The 16,415-nt window shown below is 66.0% G+C and carries 12 protein-coding genes and 1 pseudogene; 8 read left to right on the top strand and 5 right to left on the bottom strand.

Translation table 11 applies throughout. The features are described from left to right. The first annotated feature begins 105 nt into the window (after positions 1–105). The 3 genes from polA to coaE all read left to right on the top strand — a co-directional run bounded on the left by polA (position 106) and on the right by coaE (position 5,612). A complete protein-coding gene (gene polA / locus AC5Y42_RS13375; protein ID WP_499899013.1) occupies positions 106–2,769 on the top strand; it encodes a DNA polymerase I in 2,664 nt (887 codons plus the stop codon). A 185-nt stretch (positions 2,770–2,954) separates the two neighbouring features. Further along, positions 2,955–4,391: a 30S ribosomal protein S1 gene (rpsA, locus tag AC5Y42_RS13370; RefSeq protein WP_499898751.1), complete on the top strand. Its 1,437-nt coding sequence runs from the start codon at positions 2,955–2,957 to the stop codon at positions 4,389–4,391. 6 nt (positions 4,392–4,397) lie between these two features. Continuing rightward, positions 4,398–5,612: a dephospho-CoA kinase gene (gene coaE, locus AC5Y42_RS13365; protein WP_499898750.1), complete on the top strand. Its 1,215-nt coding sequence runs from the start codon at positions 4,398–4,400 to the stop codon at positions 5,610–5,612. On the opposite strand, the gene AC5Y42_RS13360 is transcribed toward coaE, so the two are convergent. The 3 genes and pseudogenes from AC5Y42_RS13360 to ligD all read right to left on the bottom strand — a co-directional run bounded on the left by AC5Y42_RS13360 (position 5,609) and on the right by ligD (position 7,723). Beyond that, entirely contained in the window at positions 5,609–6,022 is a 414-nt protein-coding gene (locus AC5Y42_RS13360; RefSeq protein ID WP_499898748.1) for a hypothetical protein, read from the bottom strand. The two genes, coaE and AC5Y42_RS13360, sit on opposite strands and share 4 nt — an antisense overlap. A gap of 48 nt (positions 6,023–6,070) precedes the next feature. After that, a complete protein-coding gene (locus AC5Y42_RS13355; RefSeq protein WP_499898746.1) occupies positions 6,071–6,850 on the bottom strand; it encodes an Fpg/Nei family DNA glycosylase in 780 nt (259 codons plus the stop codon). Beyond that, positions 6,843–7,723: pseudogene (ligD, locus tag AC5Y42_RS13350) on the bottom strand (non-homologous end-joining DNA ligase). The gene AC5Y42_RS13355 and the pseudogene ligD overlap by 8 nt, the downstream one beginning before the upstream one ends. A 137-nt stretch (positions 7,724–7,860) precedes the next feature. Between ligD and AC5Y42_RS13345 the strand changes: the two are divergent. Both AC5Y42_RS13345 and AC5Y42_RS13340 read left to right on the top strand, forming a co-directional pair. Then, entirely contained in the window at positions 7,861–8,928 is a 1,068-nt protein-coding gene (locus AC5Y42_RS13345) for an NAD-dependent epimerase/dehydratase family protein (protein WP_499898744.1), read from the top strand. A 63-nt stretch (positions 8,929–8,991) separates the two neighbouring features. Continuing rightward, positions 8,992–9,912, top strand: coding sequence for a TIGR03619 family F420-dependent LLM class oxidoreductase (locus AC5Y42_RS13340; protein ID WP_499898743.1), 921 nt, complete (start codon positions 8,992–8,994; stop codon positions 9,910–9,912). A gap of 19 nt (positions 9,913–9,931) precedes the next feature. Here AC5Y42_RS13340 and AC5Y42_RS13335 read toward each other — a convergent pair whose 3' ends face one another. Continuing rightward, on the bottom strand, positions 9,932–10,372 hold the full coding sequence (locus AC5Y42_RS13335; protein WP_499899012.1) for a ribonuclease FAU-1 family protein: 441 nt from the start codon (positions 10,370–10,372) through the stop codon (positions 9,932–9,934). Between the two features lie 181 nt (positions 10,373–10,553). Between AC5Y42_RS13335 and uvrB the strand changes: the two genes are divergently transcribed. Genes uvrB through AC5Y42_RS13320 form a run of 3 tightly spaced genes read left to right on the top strand, consistent with a single transcriptional unit; the run spans position 10,554 to position 15,026 of the window. Continuing rightward, entirely contained in the window at positions 10,554–12,725 is a 2,172-nt protein-coding gene (uvrB, locus tag AC5Y42_RS13330) for an excinuclease ABC subunit UvrB (protein ID WP_499898741.1), read from the top strand. Continuing rightward, the gene (locus AC5Y42_RS13325; protein WP_499898740.1) at positions 12,722–14,146 is read left to right on the top strand and encodes an MFS transporter; all 1,425 of its coding nucleotides are present in this window, start codon (positions 12,722–12,724) and stop codon (positions 14,144–14,146) included. The genes uvrB and AC5Y42_RS13325 overlap by 4 nt, the downstream gene beginning before the upstream one ends. 10 nt (positions 14,147–14,156) lie before the next feature. Continuing rightward, on the top strand, positions 14,157–15,026 hold the full coding sequence (locus AC5Y42_RS13320; protein WP_499898738.1) for an SCO6745 family protein: 870 nt from the start codon (positions 14,157–14,159) through the stop codon (positions 15,024–15,026). Here the strand turns inward: AC5Y42_RS13320 and AC5Y42_RS13315 are convergent. Then, entirely contained in the window at positions 15,023–16,165 is a 1,143-nt protein-coding gene (locus tag AC5Y42_RS13315) for a DUF2254 family protein (RefSeq protein WP_499898736.1), read from the bottom strand. The genes AC5Y42_RS13320 and AC5Y42_RS13315 overlap by 4 nt on opposite strands. Positions 16,166–16,415: the final 250 nt, after the last annotated feature.

Raw genomic sequence — 16,415 nt, 5'->3', positions numbered from 1 at the left:
GGCGCAGCGTCGGACCCGGTGCCTAGAGTTGAGGCCGTGAGCCCAGCGAAGACAGCGAGCAGGAAGGCGCCGGCCGGCCAGGCCGCTGACGACAAGCCGACGTTGATGCTGCTGGACGGCAATTCGCTGGCGTTCCGGGCGTTCTACGCGCTGCCGGCGGAGAACTTCAAGACCGCGGGTGGGCTGACTACCAACGCGGTCTACGGGTTCACCGCCATGCTGATCAACCTGTTGCGCGACGAGTCGCCGACACATGTCGCCGCCGCGTTCGATGTGTCGCGGCAGACCTTTCGCTCCGAGCGCTACCCGGAATACAAAGCCAACCGCTCGACGACTCCCGACGAGTTCCACGGCCAAATCGATGTCACGAAGGAAGTCCTTGCTGCACTTGGCATTACCGTCCTCGCCGAGGCGGGCTTCGAAGCCGACGACTTGATCGCGACGTTGGCCACCCAGGCCGAAGACGAGGGCTACCGCGTTCTGGTGGTCACCGGCGACCGCGACTCGCTGCAACTGGTCAGCGACGACGTCACGGTGCTCTACCCACGCAAAGGCGTCAGCGAGCTGACCCGCTTTACCCCCGAGGCCGTGATCGAGAAATACGGGCTGACACCCAAGCAGTATCCCGACTTCGCCGCGCTGCGCGGGGACCCCAGCGACAACCTGCCGGGGATCCCGGGGGTGGGGGAGAAGACGGCGTCCAAGTGGATCATCGAATACGGGTCGCTGCAATCACTGGTCGACAACGTCGACAGTGTCAGAGGCAAGGTCGGCGACGCGCTACGTGCGCATCTGGCCGGCGTGGTGCGCAATCGCGAGCTCACCGACCTCGTGAAGGACGTGCCGCTAGCGCAGACCCCCGACACGCTGCGGATGCAGCCATGGGACCGCGACCAGATCCACCAGCTCTTCGACCAGCTGGAATTCCGGGTGCTGCGGGACCGGCTCTTCGAAACCCTGGCCGCCGTCGAACCCGAGGTGGACGAGGGATTCGACGTCCGCGGCGGTGCCCTGGAACCCGGCGCAGTCGCCCAGTGGCTGGCCGAGCACGCCGGCGACGGGCGCCGGTCCGGTCTTACCGTGGTCGGCTCGCACGTCGCCTATGACGGCGACGCCACCGCGCTGGCCATCGCCGCCGCCGACGGTGACGGCGGCTACATCGACACCGCCACGCTTACACCCGACGACGAGGTTGCGCTGGCCGCCTGGCTCGCCGACCACGGCAAGCCCAAGGCGCTGCACGAGGCCAAGCTGGCCATCCACGATCTGGGCGGGCGCGGCTGGATACTCAACGGCGTCACCTCCGACACCGCGCTGGCCGCTTACCTGGTCCGGCCGGGGCAGCGCAGCTTCACCCTCGACGATCTGTCACTGCGTTATCTGCGCCGCGAATTGCGCGCGGAAGCCCCTGAGCAGCAGCAACTTTCGCTGCTCGACGATACGGACGGCGTCGACGGTCAGGCAATCCAGACCGCCATTCTGCGGGCCCGCGCAGTTATCGATCTGGCTGACGCGCTCGACGCTGAACTGGACCGCATCGACTCCACGTCGCTGCTGGGCCAGATGGAGCTGCCAGTTCAAGGGGTGCTGGCGGGCATGGAAGCCGCCGGTATCGCCGTCGACCTCGACCAATTGAGCGCGCTGCAAAGCCAATTCGGCGATCAGATCCGCGATGCCGCCGAAGCGGCGTACGCGGTGATCGGCAAGCAGATCAACCTCGGCTCACCAAAACAGCTGCAGGTGGTGCTGTTCGACGAGCTGGAAATGCCGAAAACCAAGCGCACCAAGACCGGATACACCACCGACGCCGACGCTCTGCAGTCGCTGTTCGACAAGACCGGACACCCGTTCCTGCAGCATCTGCTCACCCACCGCGACGTGACCCGGCTAAAAGTCACCGTCGACGGGCTGTTGAATTCGGTTGCCGCCGACGGCCGCATTCACACCACGTTCAACCAAACCATCGCCGCGACCGGCCGTCTGTCGTCGACCGAGCCGAACCTGCAGAACATTCCGATTCGCACCGACGCCGGGCGCCAGATCCGCGACGCATTCATCGTCGGCGACGGCTATGGCGAACTGATGACCGCCGACTACAGCCAGATCGAGATGCGGATCATGGCGCACCTGTCGCAGGACGCCGGGCTCATCGAGGCCTTCCGTACCGGTGAGGATCTGCACTCCTTCGTCGCATCCCGGGCCTTCGGAGTTCCGATCGAGGAGGTCACCGGCGAGCTGCGCCGGCGGGTCAAGGCGATGTCCTACGGGCTGGCATACGGGCTGAGCGCCTACGGCCTCTCACAGCAGCTGAAAATCTCCACCGAAGAGGCCAAGGACCAGATGGACGCCTACTTCGCCCGGTTCGGCGGCGTACGCGACTACCTGATGGCGGTTGTCGAACAGGCCCGCAAGGACGGCTATACCTCCACGGTGCTCGGTCGCCGGCGGTACCTGCCTGAACTGGACAGCAGCAATCGTCAGGTGCGCGAGGCCGCCGAGCGGGCCGCGCTCAACGCGCCGATCCAGGGCAGCGCCGCCGACATCATCAAGGTGGCGATGATCCACGTCGACAAAGCACTCACCGATACCGGCCTGGCATCACGGATGTTGCTGCAGGTACACGACGAATTGCTCTTCGAAATCGCGCCGGGTGAGCGTGCGAAGTTGGAAGCCTTGGTGCGCGAGCAAATGTGCGGCGCCTACCCGCTTGACGTACCGCTCGAGGTGTCGCTGGGCTATGGCCGCAGCTGGGACACGGCGGCACACTGACCTGCGCAAAACGGCGAACGTGAAGCTGCTGTGAGATTTCGGCTTTTTTCGCAACCCGTTCACACTCGACGCGCGCCGAACGCCAGTTTGGCCAGCGTGGAAGCCGTCGAGTAGCCTCGACGGGTACGTGATCTGTTTTTAGCGACCTGTCCCAACGACCAAACCTGTCCGGAGCAACCCCCCATATGCCGAGTCCCACCGTCACCTCGCCCCAAGTAGCCGTCAACGACATCGGCTCGAGCGAGGATTTTCTCGCCGCCATCGACAAAACCATCAAATACTTCAACGATGGCGACATCGTCGAAGGGACCATCGTCAAGGTTGACCGGGACGAGGTCCTGCTCGACATCGGGTACAAGACCGAAGGCGTCATCCCCTCCCGCGAACTGTCCATCAAGCACGACGTCGACCCCAATGAGGTGGTGTCCGTCGGCGACGAGGTCGAGGCTCTGGTCCTCACCAAGGAGGACAAAGAGGGCCGGCTGATCCTGTCCAAGAAGCGCGCGCAGTACGAGCGCGCCTGGGGCACGATCGAGGCGCTCAAAGAGAAGGACGAGGCCGTCAAGGGCACCGTCATCGAGGTCGTCAAGGGTGGCCTGATCCTCGACATCGGATTGCGCGGCTTCCTGCCGGCGTCGCTGGTCGAGATGCGCCGGGTGCGCGATTTGCAGCCGTACATCGGCAAGGAGATCGAAGCCAAGATCATTGAGCTGGACAAGAACCGCAACAACGTGGTGCTGTCCCGCCGGGCCTGGCTGGAGCAGACCCAGTCCGAGGTGCGCAGCGAGTTCCTCAACCAGTTGCAGAAGGGCGCCATCCGCAAGGGTGTGGTGTCCTCAATCGTCAACTTCGGTGCATTCGTCGACCTCGGCGGTGTCGACGGCCTGGTGCACGTCTCGGAGTTGAGCTGGAAGCACATCGACCACCCGTCCGAGGTAGTTCAGGTTGGTGACGAGGTCACCGTCGAGGTGCTCGACGTCGACATGGACCGCGAGCGGGTTTCGTTGTCGCTCAAGGCGACTCAGGAAGACCCGTGGCGGCACTTCGCTCGCACCCACGCCATCGGCCAGATCGTGCCGGGCAAGGTCACCAAGCTCGTGCCGTTCGGCGCATTCGTCCGCGTCGAAGAGGGCATCGAAGGTCTGGTGCACATCTCCGAGCTGGCCGAGCGCCATGTCGAGGTGCCCGACCAGGTGGTCGCCGTCGGCGACGACGCGATGGTCAAGGTCATCGACATCGACCTGGAGCGCCGCCGCATCTCGTTGAGCCTCAAGCAGGCCAACGAGGACTACACCGAAGAGTTCGACCCGGCCAAGTACGGCATGGCCGACAGCTACGACGAGCAGGGCAACTACATCTTCCCCGAGGGCTTCGATTCCGAGACCAACGAGTGGCTCGAGGGTTTCGACACCCAGCGCCAGGAGTGGGAGGCCCGCTACGCCGAGGCCGAGCGCCGGCACAAGATGCACACCGCGCAGATGGAGAAGTTCGCCGCTGCCGAGCACGCCGAGGCCGAGCATGCACCGGCCAACGGTGCGCCGTCCGAAGAACAGCAGGGCGGCTCACTGGCCAGCGACGCGCAGCTTGCGGCGCTGCGGGAGAAGCTCGCCGGCAGCGCCTAATCGGGCATGCTTCGGATCGGGCTGACCGGAGGGATCGGCGCCGGCAAATCTGCGGTCACTGCGACTTTCGGGGAATGCGGCGGAGTCATCGTCGATGCCGACGTCATCGCCCGCGAGGTGGTGGAGCCGGGCACTGAAGGGCTCTCGGCGCTCGTCGACACGTTCGGTGCGGACATTCTGCTGCCCGACGGTGCGCTGGACCGGCCGGCATTGGCAGCCAAGGCCTTCCAGGACGACGCTAGCCGCTCGGCCCTCAATGGCATCGTGCACCCGCTGGTGGGCAGGCGCCGCGAGGAGATCATCGCGGCCGTTCCCGACGACTCGGTCATCGTCGAAGACATTCCGCTGCTGGTGGAGTCCGGGATGGCGCCATTGTTTCCGCTGGTCGTCGTGGTGTACGCCGACGCCGAACTGCGGCTTCAGCGACTGGTCGAACAACGCGGCATGGCCGAATCCGACGCGCGCGCCCGCATCGCCGCCCAGGCCACCGACGAGCAGCGGCGCGCGGTCGCCGACGTCTGGCTGGACAACTCGAGTACGACGGAGGACCTGGCGGAGCGTGCGCGTGAAGTGTGGAATCACCGGATCGTGCCGTTCGCACGCAATCTGAGCGCCGGCCAAGTCGTTCGGGCACCGGCGCGCCTCACCCCGGCTGATCCGACGTGGCCCGCCCAGGCCCGGCGTATCATCGCCCGCATCGAAGCGGTGTGTGGCTCAAAGGCGTTGCGCGTCGACCACATCGGATCGACCGCGGTGCCGGCACTGGATGCCAAGGACGCCATCGACATTCAGGTCACCGTCGAATCATTAGCGGTTGCCGATGAACTCGCCGAGGTTCTGTTTCCATTGGGCTACCCGACAATCGAACGCACCTTCGGCGATGTCGTCAAAATGGACGCTCGGAGCACTGTCGAAGCCTACGACCGCAGTGACGATCCAGTGCTGTGGCACAAGCGGGTTCACGGCTCAGCTGACCCCGGGCGCCCGACATACATCCATCTGCGGGTCGACGGCTGGCCCAACCAGCAGTTCGCGCTGCTATTCGTCGACTGGCTCAAGGCCAATCCCGACGAGCAAGCCAGCTATCTGGCCGCCAAGCGCCAAATCGCCGCCCAAGAGCATCCGACCAGCGCGTCCTACGCCGACGCGAAGGAGCCCTGGTTCGCCGACGGCTACCGTCGGGCCTGGCAGTGGGCCGACGCGGTTAACTGGCGGCCCTAGCTGAGCGGCGCGCCGCAGGCCAGCACTCCGTTCATCGGGTCGGCATTGCCCGGCGTGGGACGGACGAACTGGTCGACCTGCGCGGTGACGTTGTCGTCGACGTCCACCTCGCAGTGCACATTCGCCGAATACGGCCAGCGGATCGACACCTGCATGCCGGCCTTCGCGGGATCTGCCAGCACCGTATTGGCCTCGAATGCGTTGCCGGGCATGGAATCCAGTCCGGAACTGCTGGTCTCGTTGTCATGGGTCCGGAAGGTGGCCTGCGCGCCGGGGGCGACCCCGTCGACTCGGGCTATGTAGGTGACGTTGTGCAGATCCGCCATTGCGGCGGGGGGAGCTAATTGCGATGCGGCCGCTGCGGCTGCCAGGATGACGATCGTCATCCCCTGACGCTTGGTGGAGCTCATGACTGCAGAGATTACTCGCAACGTCAGATGGTAGGCACCCGTTGCCGGCTATCGTGCCTGGCAGTGCGGGCACCACAGTGACGTTCGGCCGCCGACCTTACCGCGAAGCAGCCGCGTGCCGCAGCGCGGACAGCTTGGATCCGGTTCGTCGCGCACACCGGTCAGCCACCGCGGCAATCCGGGCACGCAGCCGTGACGTATCGCGGTTCGCAGCACCCGCCGCATGGCGGTGTGCAGCTGCTTGATTTCGTCAGCGGAAAGCGTGGCAACCGGTCGAGACGGATGCAGCTTTGTCCGCCAGCAGATTTCGTCGACGAGCAGATTGCCGAGCCCGGCGATCACGGACTGATCCAACAGTGTCGCCTTCAACCCGCCACGCCGGCCCGACAATATGGCGCGAAATTGCGGCAGGTTGATGGTCATGGCGTCTGGACCGAGCGGGCCCATCACGCCGGCGGCGTCGTCCTCGCAGTCGGCCAACCAGACTCCGCGCAGCTTGCGCTGATCGAGGTACCGCAACTCCCCGCGGTCCAGCGAGACCACCAGCCGCGCTTGGTCTTCCGACTTCGCGCCGTCGGGCGCATAGTACGGATGACCGGTCATACCGCTGTGAATCATCAGCGTCGGGCCGTCGGTCGGCAGAATCAGCCACTTGCCGTGCCGGCGCGGCGTTGCGAAGCGACGGCCTTTCAATGCCCGCTCCAGTGCCCGGGCGGTGGTGTTGCGCAGGACGCCCGAATCGCGTACCTCGACGTGTTGCACCCGACGGCCGGGCAGCGTGCCGGCCAGTTCGCGGCGAAAGCCCTCCACATCGGGCAGTTCAGGCACGGCGTTTCGCCAAGCGCCGCATCGGGCCGGTCAGCGAACGGGCATGCCGGCGCATATCGGTCCACGGATCACGTTGCCCCGCCAGCCGTTTGGGAACGTCGCGCAGCGTGAACCGGTCCGGTCGCATGCCCCGAGCACCCAATTCGTCCCACTCCACCGGGGTCGCCACTGGCGCACCCGCACCGGACCGCACCGAGTACGGCGCGACCGCGGTCTGTGCGTAGGCATTTCGCATGATATCGAGGTAGACCCGCTCGCCGCGCTTACTCTTGCGGGCCTCGATGGTGCGGTGCGCCGGATCGTCGGCCACGACGATGTTGGCGACGACGCGAGCGAATTGCCGGACCGCATCGAAGTCGGCGTCTGCACGCAATGGCACGACGACATGTAGACCGCGCGATCCGGTGGTTTGCACGTAGGTCGCCAGACCGAGGTCGGCCAGCACATCGGCGGTCGCCCGCGCGGTGGCCCGCACCACCGCGAAATCATTGTCGGACGGGTCGAAGTCGAATACCAGTCGGTCCGGCCTATCCAGGTGGTCCCGCCGCGACTGCCACGCGTCAAGGTGATGCAGTTCTGGTTGGCCAGCCATGCCAGTGCTTCTGGTCGGTCGGCCACCGGGTGCACCACGCTGCCGCCCTCCTTGGCTACTTCTGCCGAGCTCATCCACGCTGGCATCGAGTCAGCGAAGTCTTGCTGGACAAACCCGCTTTCGTCGATGCCCCGGGGGAAGCGCTGCAACGTCAACGGTCTGTCTCTCAAGTGCGGCAGCATCACGTCGGCCACCTGGCAGTAGTAGTCGACGAGATCGCGCTTGGTGATCCCGTCGGCTGGAAACAGCACCCGGTCCGGGTGGGTGATCTCGACGTCCATGCCGGGGAAGTACCCGTTTTCGTCACCGGCGCATCCGGTCGAGTAGCGCACTACGCTAGCGAGCTCATCGGTGCGGCACCACCATCGTGATCAAGCGGCGATTCGACCGAGTCGGCGCGGGTGAGGTTGGTGGCGGAATGAAGATCTTCTGCACCGGTGCGACCGGCTTTGTTGGCGCCCACACCGCTCTGGCCCTGATCCGGGCGGGCCACGAGTTACGGCTCCTGGTGCGCAATGAACCGGCGGCGCGGGGATGGTTCGAGCCCCGCGGACACCGAATCGAACGCTACGTCACCGTCGACCTCCGCGACCAGCCGGCGGTGCACCACGCGATGGCCGGGTGCGACGCCGTGTTTCACGCCGCGGCAACCGTGGCGCTCGGCCCCCGCAAAGCCCGGGAGACCTACGACAACAACGTCGGCGCGACGAAGGCGGTGCTCGGCGCCGCATACGCACTGGGCATCGGCAACCTCGTATACGTCTCCAGCCTGGCCGCGCTGTTCCATCCGGGTCTGCCACGTATCGACGAGTCCATGCCGTTGGCCGATGTCTGCGAGGCGTACTCGCGATCCAAGCGGGACAGCGACGAGTACGTGCGCGGGTTGCAGCAGCGGGGCGTACCGGTGCAGATCACCTATCCGTCCGCCGTACTCGGGCCGGACGACCCCAAGCTCAGTGCGGCCAATCGTGCGGTGGCCAGCTGGATTTGTCGGATGCTGCCACGAACCACGACGGGCTTCCAGGCCGTCGACGTGCGCGACCTGGCGCAGGCGCACCGCTGGCTGTTGGAGCATCCGGCCACGCGCGATTTCGAAAACGGCCGCTACATCGTGGGAGGCCACTTCTATCCGTGGGACCAGCTGCACCAGCGCCTCGAAGTGCTGCTGGGCCGGCCCGTCTTCAGCCCGCATGTTTCACCGCGGCTGCTGCGCGCGACCGGTGCGACAGCGGATTGGGTCAGGATGCTGATGCCGTTCGAAACGCAAGTCTCCGCCGAAGCCATGGCGATCACTACCCAGTGGTCGCCCGCGTCCTCGAGCCGCTTTCTGGCGCAGTCGGGTCTGCGCTTCCGTCCGGGTGAGGAGACGTTCGGCGACGCCATTCGTTGGCTGGCTGAGGCAGGGCACATCCCATCCAACAAAGCCGGTCGGCTGGCTCCGGCATCCAGGGCATCGCTAGCGGAGACGTTCAACGTCGGTGCGTAAAGCCATGGTCCTCAACGCAATTCATGGCCTCCAGGCCGCTGATATCGAAAGGTACGGTGCATCATGAGATTTGGATTCCTGATGCCGAACGCCATGCAGATCAAAGCTCTAACGCAGCCCTTCGAGCACGACGTGACCGGGGCGGATCAGACAATGATGGCCAAACGCGCCGAAGAGCTCGGCTACGATCTGATCGTCATTCCGGAGCACTTCGTCGTTCCTCACACACATGTGGACTTGTCCGGCGCGCACTACTTTCACTCGACCGTTGCGCAGGCCTATCTGGCCGGCGCCACGCAACGCATTCGGCTGAGCTCGTCGGTCACGGTACTGCCACTGCAGCATCCCATCATCATGGCGAAGGCGTTGTCGACGGCGGACTGGATGAGCAGCGGTCGAATCACCGCCGCATTCGGCGTTGGTTGGGATGCTGAAGAATTCAAGGCCCTCGGGGTGCCGTTCCACGAGCGGGGACGCATGGCAGACGAATACCTTGCGGCCATCGTCGAATTGTGGACGAGCGATTCGCCGAAGTTCGAGGGCAAGTACGTTTCCTTCAAGGATGTGGCCTTCGAGCCGAAGCCGTATCAGAAGCCGCATCCACCGATCTGGATCGGCGGGGACGCGAAACCGGCACTCCAGCGTGCGGCACGCTACGCCGCCGGCTGGTTCCCGTGGCTGACGAAACCCGAAGACATTCCTGCCAGCCTCGACTTCATCAAGTCCCAGCCCACGTACGACGGGCGTCCGTTTGACGTGATCTACGGCCTGGGCACTTCGCGAATCGGCGAAGGGCACGCGGTCGTCGACGATCCCACTCAACTTCCCGGCATGCGCGCCGCGGAGATCATCGACCAACTCGGCTGGTTCGCCGAACTGGGTGTGACGACGACGTCGGTGCCGATCCCCCCGGTGAAGGACGTCAACGCCTGCCTCGACTACGCGCAGTGGGTGATGGAGGACATCAAGCCAAAGGTGCCGTAGCCGGAATCGACAGCCTGCGCTACGGTCCGTGCCAGGTGAGCTCCATACCCTCGGCGGAAAGCCAGCGCTGCAGGTCGTAGCCATGGCGGGACAGACCGTCGACGGCGTCCACGGCGCGTCGCACCGCCTGTTCGGCCGCGTCGGGACTCAATAGATTGTGTCGTACGGCAACCAGCAGCTCATCGACGTCGGCGAGCTGCACCGCGACGCCGGTACGGATCTCCAGGTCGAGATAGCGATCTTCGGACCGCCAGATGACCGGTCCGGGCGAGTATTCGCCGATATCCAGGTAGTAGTCGTGGTCGCGTTCGTGGCCCGGATTGAAATGGAAGACACTGGCACGCACGCCCAGTGACGGCAGCAGCCACGATTCGAGGTAATGGAATTGGACGCGGCCAGGGGTGGGCCGCGCCATATACAGGCCCCACGGGCACACGGTGTACCGATCGACGGCCCGCACGATGCCCTTTGGGTCGGTGTTGGTGCGGGCCACCAGGTCGAACGTCTCGTGCTTGGGCGGATGGATAGCAGTCAGCGTAGCCCGCCGCCGATGCAGAGCGCGTAGCGCGATGAGGAGAAGGCGGGCAGTGGCTGTAGCGGCGGGAACGATCGCTGTCGGCATCTCGTTCTAGGCTTTTGATATGGCTTTTGCTACCGAACACCCGGTGGTCGCGCACTCGGAGTACCGCCCAGCCGAAGAGGCGGTGGAAGGGCTGGTGCGTGTCGGCGGCCACTTCGAGGTGGTCAGCCCGCACGCGCCGGCGGGAGACCAGCCGGTCGCCATCGACGAACTCGAGCGACGGATCCAGTCGGGGGAGCGCGACGTGGTACTGCTCGGCGCCACCGGCACCGGCAAGTCGGCCACCACCGCGTGGCTGATCGAACGGCTGCAGCGGCCCACCCTGGTGATGGCACCCAACAAGACGCTCGCCGCGCAGTTGGCCAACGAGCTTCGAGAGATGTTGCCGCACAACGCTGTTGAGTACTTCGTATCGTACTACGATTATTACCAGCCCGAGGCGTACATCGCGCAGACCGACACCTACATCGAGAAGGACAGCTCGATCAACGACGACGTGGAGCGGCTGCGGCACTCCGCTACTTCGGCGCTGCTGTCGCGACGCGACGTAGTGGTGGTGGCTTCGGTGTCGTGCATCTACGGTCTGGGCACGCCGCAGTCCTACCTCGACCGCTCCGTCGAACTGCAGGTGGGCAGCGAGGTTCCCCGGGACGGTCTGCTGCGGCTGCTGGTGGACGTGCAGTACACCCGCAACGATCTGTCCTTCACCCGCGGCTCGTTCCGGGTGCGCGGCGACACCGTCGAAATCATCCCGTCCTACGAGGAGCTGGCGGTCCGCATCGAGTTTTTCGGTGACGAGATCGAGGCGCTCTACTACCTGCACCCGCTGACCGGTGATGTGATTCGCCAGGTCGACTCGCTGCGGATCTTCCCGGCCACCCACTATGTCGCCGGCCCGGAGCGGATGGCCCATGCCATCTCCACTATCGAGGTGGAGTTGGCCGAGCGGCTGGCCGAACTGGAAGGTCAGGGCAAGCTGCTGGAGGCCCAGCGGCTTCGGATGCGCACCAACTACGACATCGAGATGATGCGCCAGGTCGGGTTCTGCTCCGGCATCGAGAACTATTCACGGCATATCGATGCCCGTCCCGCCGGCTCGGCTCCGGCGACGTTGCTCGACTACTTCCCCGAGGACTTCTTGCTGGTCATCGACGAGTCGCATGTGACCGTGCCGCAGATCGGCGGCATGTACGAGGGCGACAGCTCGCGAAAACGCAATCTGGTCGATTACGGCTTCCGGTTGCCGTCGGCCGTCGACAACCGCCCGCTGACCTGGGAAGAGTTCGCATCGCGGATAGGGCAAACGGTGTATTTGTCGGCCACCCCGGGCCCCTATGAGCTCAGCCAGTCCGGCGGAGAGTTCGTCGAGCAGGTGATCCGGCCCACCGGTCTGGTCGACCCGAAGGTCGTGGTCAAACCGACCAAGGGCCAGATCGACGACTTGATCGGCGAGATCCGCAAGCGCACCGAGGCTGACCAGCGGGTGCTGGTGACGACGCTGACCAAGAAGATGGCCGAAGACCTCACCGACTATCTGCTGGAGATGGGCATCCGGGTGCGCTACCTGCACTCCGAGGTCGACACGCTGCGCCGGGTCGAGTTGCTGCGCCAGTTGCGGCTGGGCGACTACGACGTGCTGGTCGGCATCAACCTGCTGCGTGAGGGTCTCGACCTGCCGGAGGTGTCGCTGGTGTCGATCCTCGACGCCGACAAGGAGGGCTTCCTGCGTTCGTCGCGAAGCCTGATCCAGACCATCGGCCGCGCCGCCCGCAACGTGTCCGGCGAGGTGCACATGTACGCCGACACGATGACCGATTCGATGAAAGAGGCCATCGACGAGACCGAACGGCGGCGCGCCAAGCAGATCGCCTACAACGAGGCCAACGGCATTGATCCGCAGCCGCTGCGCAAGAAGATCGCCGACATTCTCGACCAGGTTTATCGCGAGGCCGACGACTCTGACACCGTCGAGATCGGCGGCTCGGGCCGCAATGCGTCGCGAGGGCGGCGCGCCCAGGGCGCGCCGGGGCGGGCGGTCAGCGGCGGCGTATACGAAGGCCGCGACACGACCAACATGCCGCGCGCCGAGCTGGCCGACCTGATCAAGGACCTCACCGCCCAGATGATGGCCGCAGCCCGCGACCTGCAGTTCGAGTTGGCCGCGCGGTTCCGCGACGAGATTGCCGACCTGAAGAAAGAACTGCGCGGTATGGATGCTGCCGGTCTGAAGTGAGCTCACCCGTCATCGAGACCGCCGGCAGTTGGCGTGCCCTACTCGGCCGCAGGTACCTGGGGACCTCGACGCTGCTGGCCGGTGGGGTGGCGCTGTGTGCCACCAACGAGTTCCTGACGATCAGCCTGCTGCCCAGCACGGTCGCCGACATCGGGGGCGAACGGCTATACGCCTGGGTGACCACGTTGTACCTGGTGGGCTCGGTGGTCGCCGCCACCACGGTCTACGCGTCGCTGCAGCGGTTCGGTGCCCGCACGTCATACCTGCTGGGGGTTGTGGTTTTCGGGCTCGGCAGCCTGGTGTGCGCGGCGGCTCCCACCATGGAAATCCTGCTGGTCGGCCGGACCGTGCAGGGCGCGGCGGGCGGCCTGCTGGCCGGTCTGGGTTACGCGGTCATCAACTCAGCCCTGCCGCGGGTGCTGTGGACCCGCGCTTCGGCGCTGGTCTCGGCGATGTGGGGAGTCGCGACGGTGGTCGGCCCCGCGGTGGGCGGCATCTTCGCCCAGATCGGGCAGTGGCGCTGGGCATTCGGCGCGGTGGCGGTGCTGACCGCGGCGATGGGTGTGCTTGTCCCCATCGTGTTATCAGCGCGCCGCGTCGACCAGAGCGAGCGCCCCCCGGCGCTCAGGGTGCCGGTGTGGTCGCTGCTGCTGCTGGGTGCGGCGGCGCTGGCGATCAGCGTCGCGGAGGTCCCATACAACAACAACATCGCCACCGTCGCGTTGCTGACGATTAGCGTGCTGCTGGTCGCAGGGTTCGTGGTGGTCGACCGGCGGATGGCCGCCGCGGTGTTGCCCCGCAGCGCGTTCGGATCGGGTCCGCTGAAATGGATTTACCTGACCATGGCGCTGCTGATGGGGGCGGCGATGGTCGACATGTACGTGCCGTTGTTCGGTCAACGACTGGCCCACCTGATTCCGGTGGTGGCCGGATTTCTGGGCGCGGCGCTGGCCGTCGGCTGGACGGTCAGCGAGATCGTCAGCGCATCGTTGAAAAGCACCCGGGTAGTTGCCCGCGTGGTTGCGGCGGCCCCGCTGATCACGGCAGTCGGCTTGGCGTTGGGCGCGGTCACCCAGGTCGACAACGCCCCGGTCGGCGTCGTCGTGCTGTGGGCGCTAGCGCTGCTGATCACCGGAAGCGGAATCGGGGTGGCGTGGCCGCACTTGTCGGCCTGGGCGATGGACTGCGTCGACGATCCGGCCGAGGGTGGCGCCGCAGCCGCGGCCATCAACACGGTGCAACTGATTTCCGGAGCATTCGGTGCGGGGCTGGCCGGAGTGGTGGTCAACAGCACCGAGGGCGGCGCAGTCATGGCGGCACGCTGGCTGTTCGCCGTGTTTGCGGTGCTGGCCGCGGTTGGGGTGCTGGCCGCCTATCGGGCCACCCGGGGACACCGCTGCACGGCGGTGGCGCCGGGCTAGTCTCAGCAGCGTGGACGCCTTCGCCGCCGGACGGCTGACCCGCTCGCTGGACGCCTTGCACTCTGTCGTCTACTTCCTGCCCGAGGCCAACGAGAAATTCGGCGAGCTGGGCATGGATTTCCGGACGCACTATTTCGCCGGCCGGTCCGCGCCGATGGGCGCGGCTTCGGCGAATGTCGTTGCGGCCACGTTCTATAACTTCGACCCACAATTGGTCGCCAGCGCCATTCCGGCCGCCTGGCAACTGGCGTCGCCGGCGGCGGTGACCCGGGTGCGCTACGAGATCGTCGCGACGGCACTGCCGCGGGTGCTCGGTGAGAAGCTCACGCAGTCTGCGGAATTGGGGCGTGCGGCGGCATTGCTGCGAGGCGTCGCGGAAGCGATCCCCAACGCCGATGGCCGGCCGTTGTACGCCGGCCACGCCGAGCTGCCGTGGCCCGAGAGCCCGGTCGCCCAGTTGTGGCACGCGATCACATTGTTGCGTGAATACCGCGGCGACGGGCATATCGCCGCGTTGGTGTCCAACGGCCTCAGTGGCTTGGAGGCGTTGATCACCCACACTGCAACGGGAATCGGCTTCAACGCCGACTACGCGCGGCGGATGCGCGGGTGGAGCGTGGATCAATGGAACGCCGCGGCGCAGGACCTGACGTCACGAGGCATCCTGGGCAGTACCGGCGAACTGGCGCCGGACGGCACCGAGCTGCGGTCCCGCATCGAAGATCTCACCGACGAGTTGGGGTACGCGCCGTGGCGGACGATGACCGCCGACCAGGCTGACCAACTGGTCAGCTTCGCCACAGTGATCCGTGCGGCAGTCCAAGCCGCCGACGTGTTTCCCGCCGGACTGTTCGGGCCCCGTCACGGCGAGCATCGCTAAGGCGTTAAGCGCCGGTGGCTGTGATCGGCCGGGTCGGTGGTGTCGGCACCAATGGCATGTAATCGAGCCAGGTCGTCGGGATGAAGCCCCGGAGTTTTCTCCAGCGACCCAAGCAGCATGTCGATTTTCTTGTGCAATGCCGGCACCAGTTCCGGTCGGCCGGCATGTTCGACGTGCACGATCAGCATCCGCAATACGCGAAGGATCGTCCCTGCGAGCAGCGGCTGCGTCGGGGCGACGTGGCGCAGTTGGTCGAAACCGTGGGCGATGTACTCCTCGGGGTCGAGTTCCCACGGCCGCAACAGAATTCGGTCCCCCGGCCCGGATATCGCCCGAGCTAACGGAGGGGCGACGAGCAGTCGGCGAAGCAGACTACCGACCGTGTCGAGCCGCACCGTCGTCCGCTCGGGCACCGCGGCCAGCAGCCGGTCAGTGTCGATTCGGCTCACCCAACCGTCGACGCGCGAGGTGACTCGCAACGACCCCGCCGGTGGCGTCATGTCGACGTCGGACGCTGATTGCTCGCGTCCGGCGGTGGCCGCGACAGCGTCGATCACCGCCCGGCCCTCCGCTGCGATGTCGCGCACCACCCGGCCCACCTCCAAGCGGTGAGCGAGGTGGTCGACATGCGCGATGATCGTGACCACCGTGACGATGGTCAGCACGACGGCGACCGTCACCGACACCCGCGGGGCCAGCTGCATCGCATCACCGTTGATGCGCGGCAGGGTGAGAACGCAGTGCACGAACGTCGCCAACAGCAGTCCGATGACGACCTGGCTGAGCCGGTCCCGGATGAACGACCGCATCACTCGGGGCGACAGCTGTGAACTCGCCAGCTGCAGGCTCACGATGGTCAGCGAGAAGATGACGCCCGCGGTGGTAATCGTCGCGCCGGCGATAGTGCTCAACAGCCAGGTGGCGACGTCGATGTCCATTGCGATCGTCCACGGAACGCGCGTCTCTGCGCCCAGGGCGTTGTCGACCGCCCCGGTGACGAGGGCCAGGCCGATTCCGCCGATCACCAGGACGACGGGCAACAGGAATAGGCTCTCCCGGAACCGGTAGGCCACCGCGGATCCACGCAGTCCCAAATCGGCGTAGATGCGAAACGGCTTACGGCGCAACGGTTTGCCCATTAGCTCACCGACCTGATCCCGCTGGGCGAGGCGGAATTGCCGGCGCTCGGCCTGCCCGGAGCAGGCGGCCGCGCGGTCGCGGGCTCGTCGAGTAGCGCTACAGCCATGATGTCTGTCACTGTAAAGCTCCTGTGCTGACGCTATTACCCCTGGTGGAGCCGCTCGATAACCCGGCGCCGAGGGATGTCGGCGCCCACAGCCGGCGCAGCTCGACGGTGCGCAGTTAATTCGCATTGCCGGGCAAGGAATT

It is taken from the genome of Mycobacterium sp. NGS48 (genome assembly GCF_059812585.1).
This window is presented reverse-complemented; position numbering and strand designations above follow the sequence as displayed.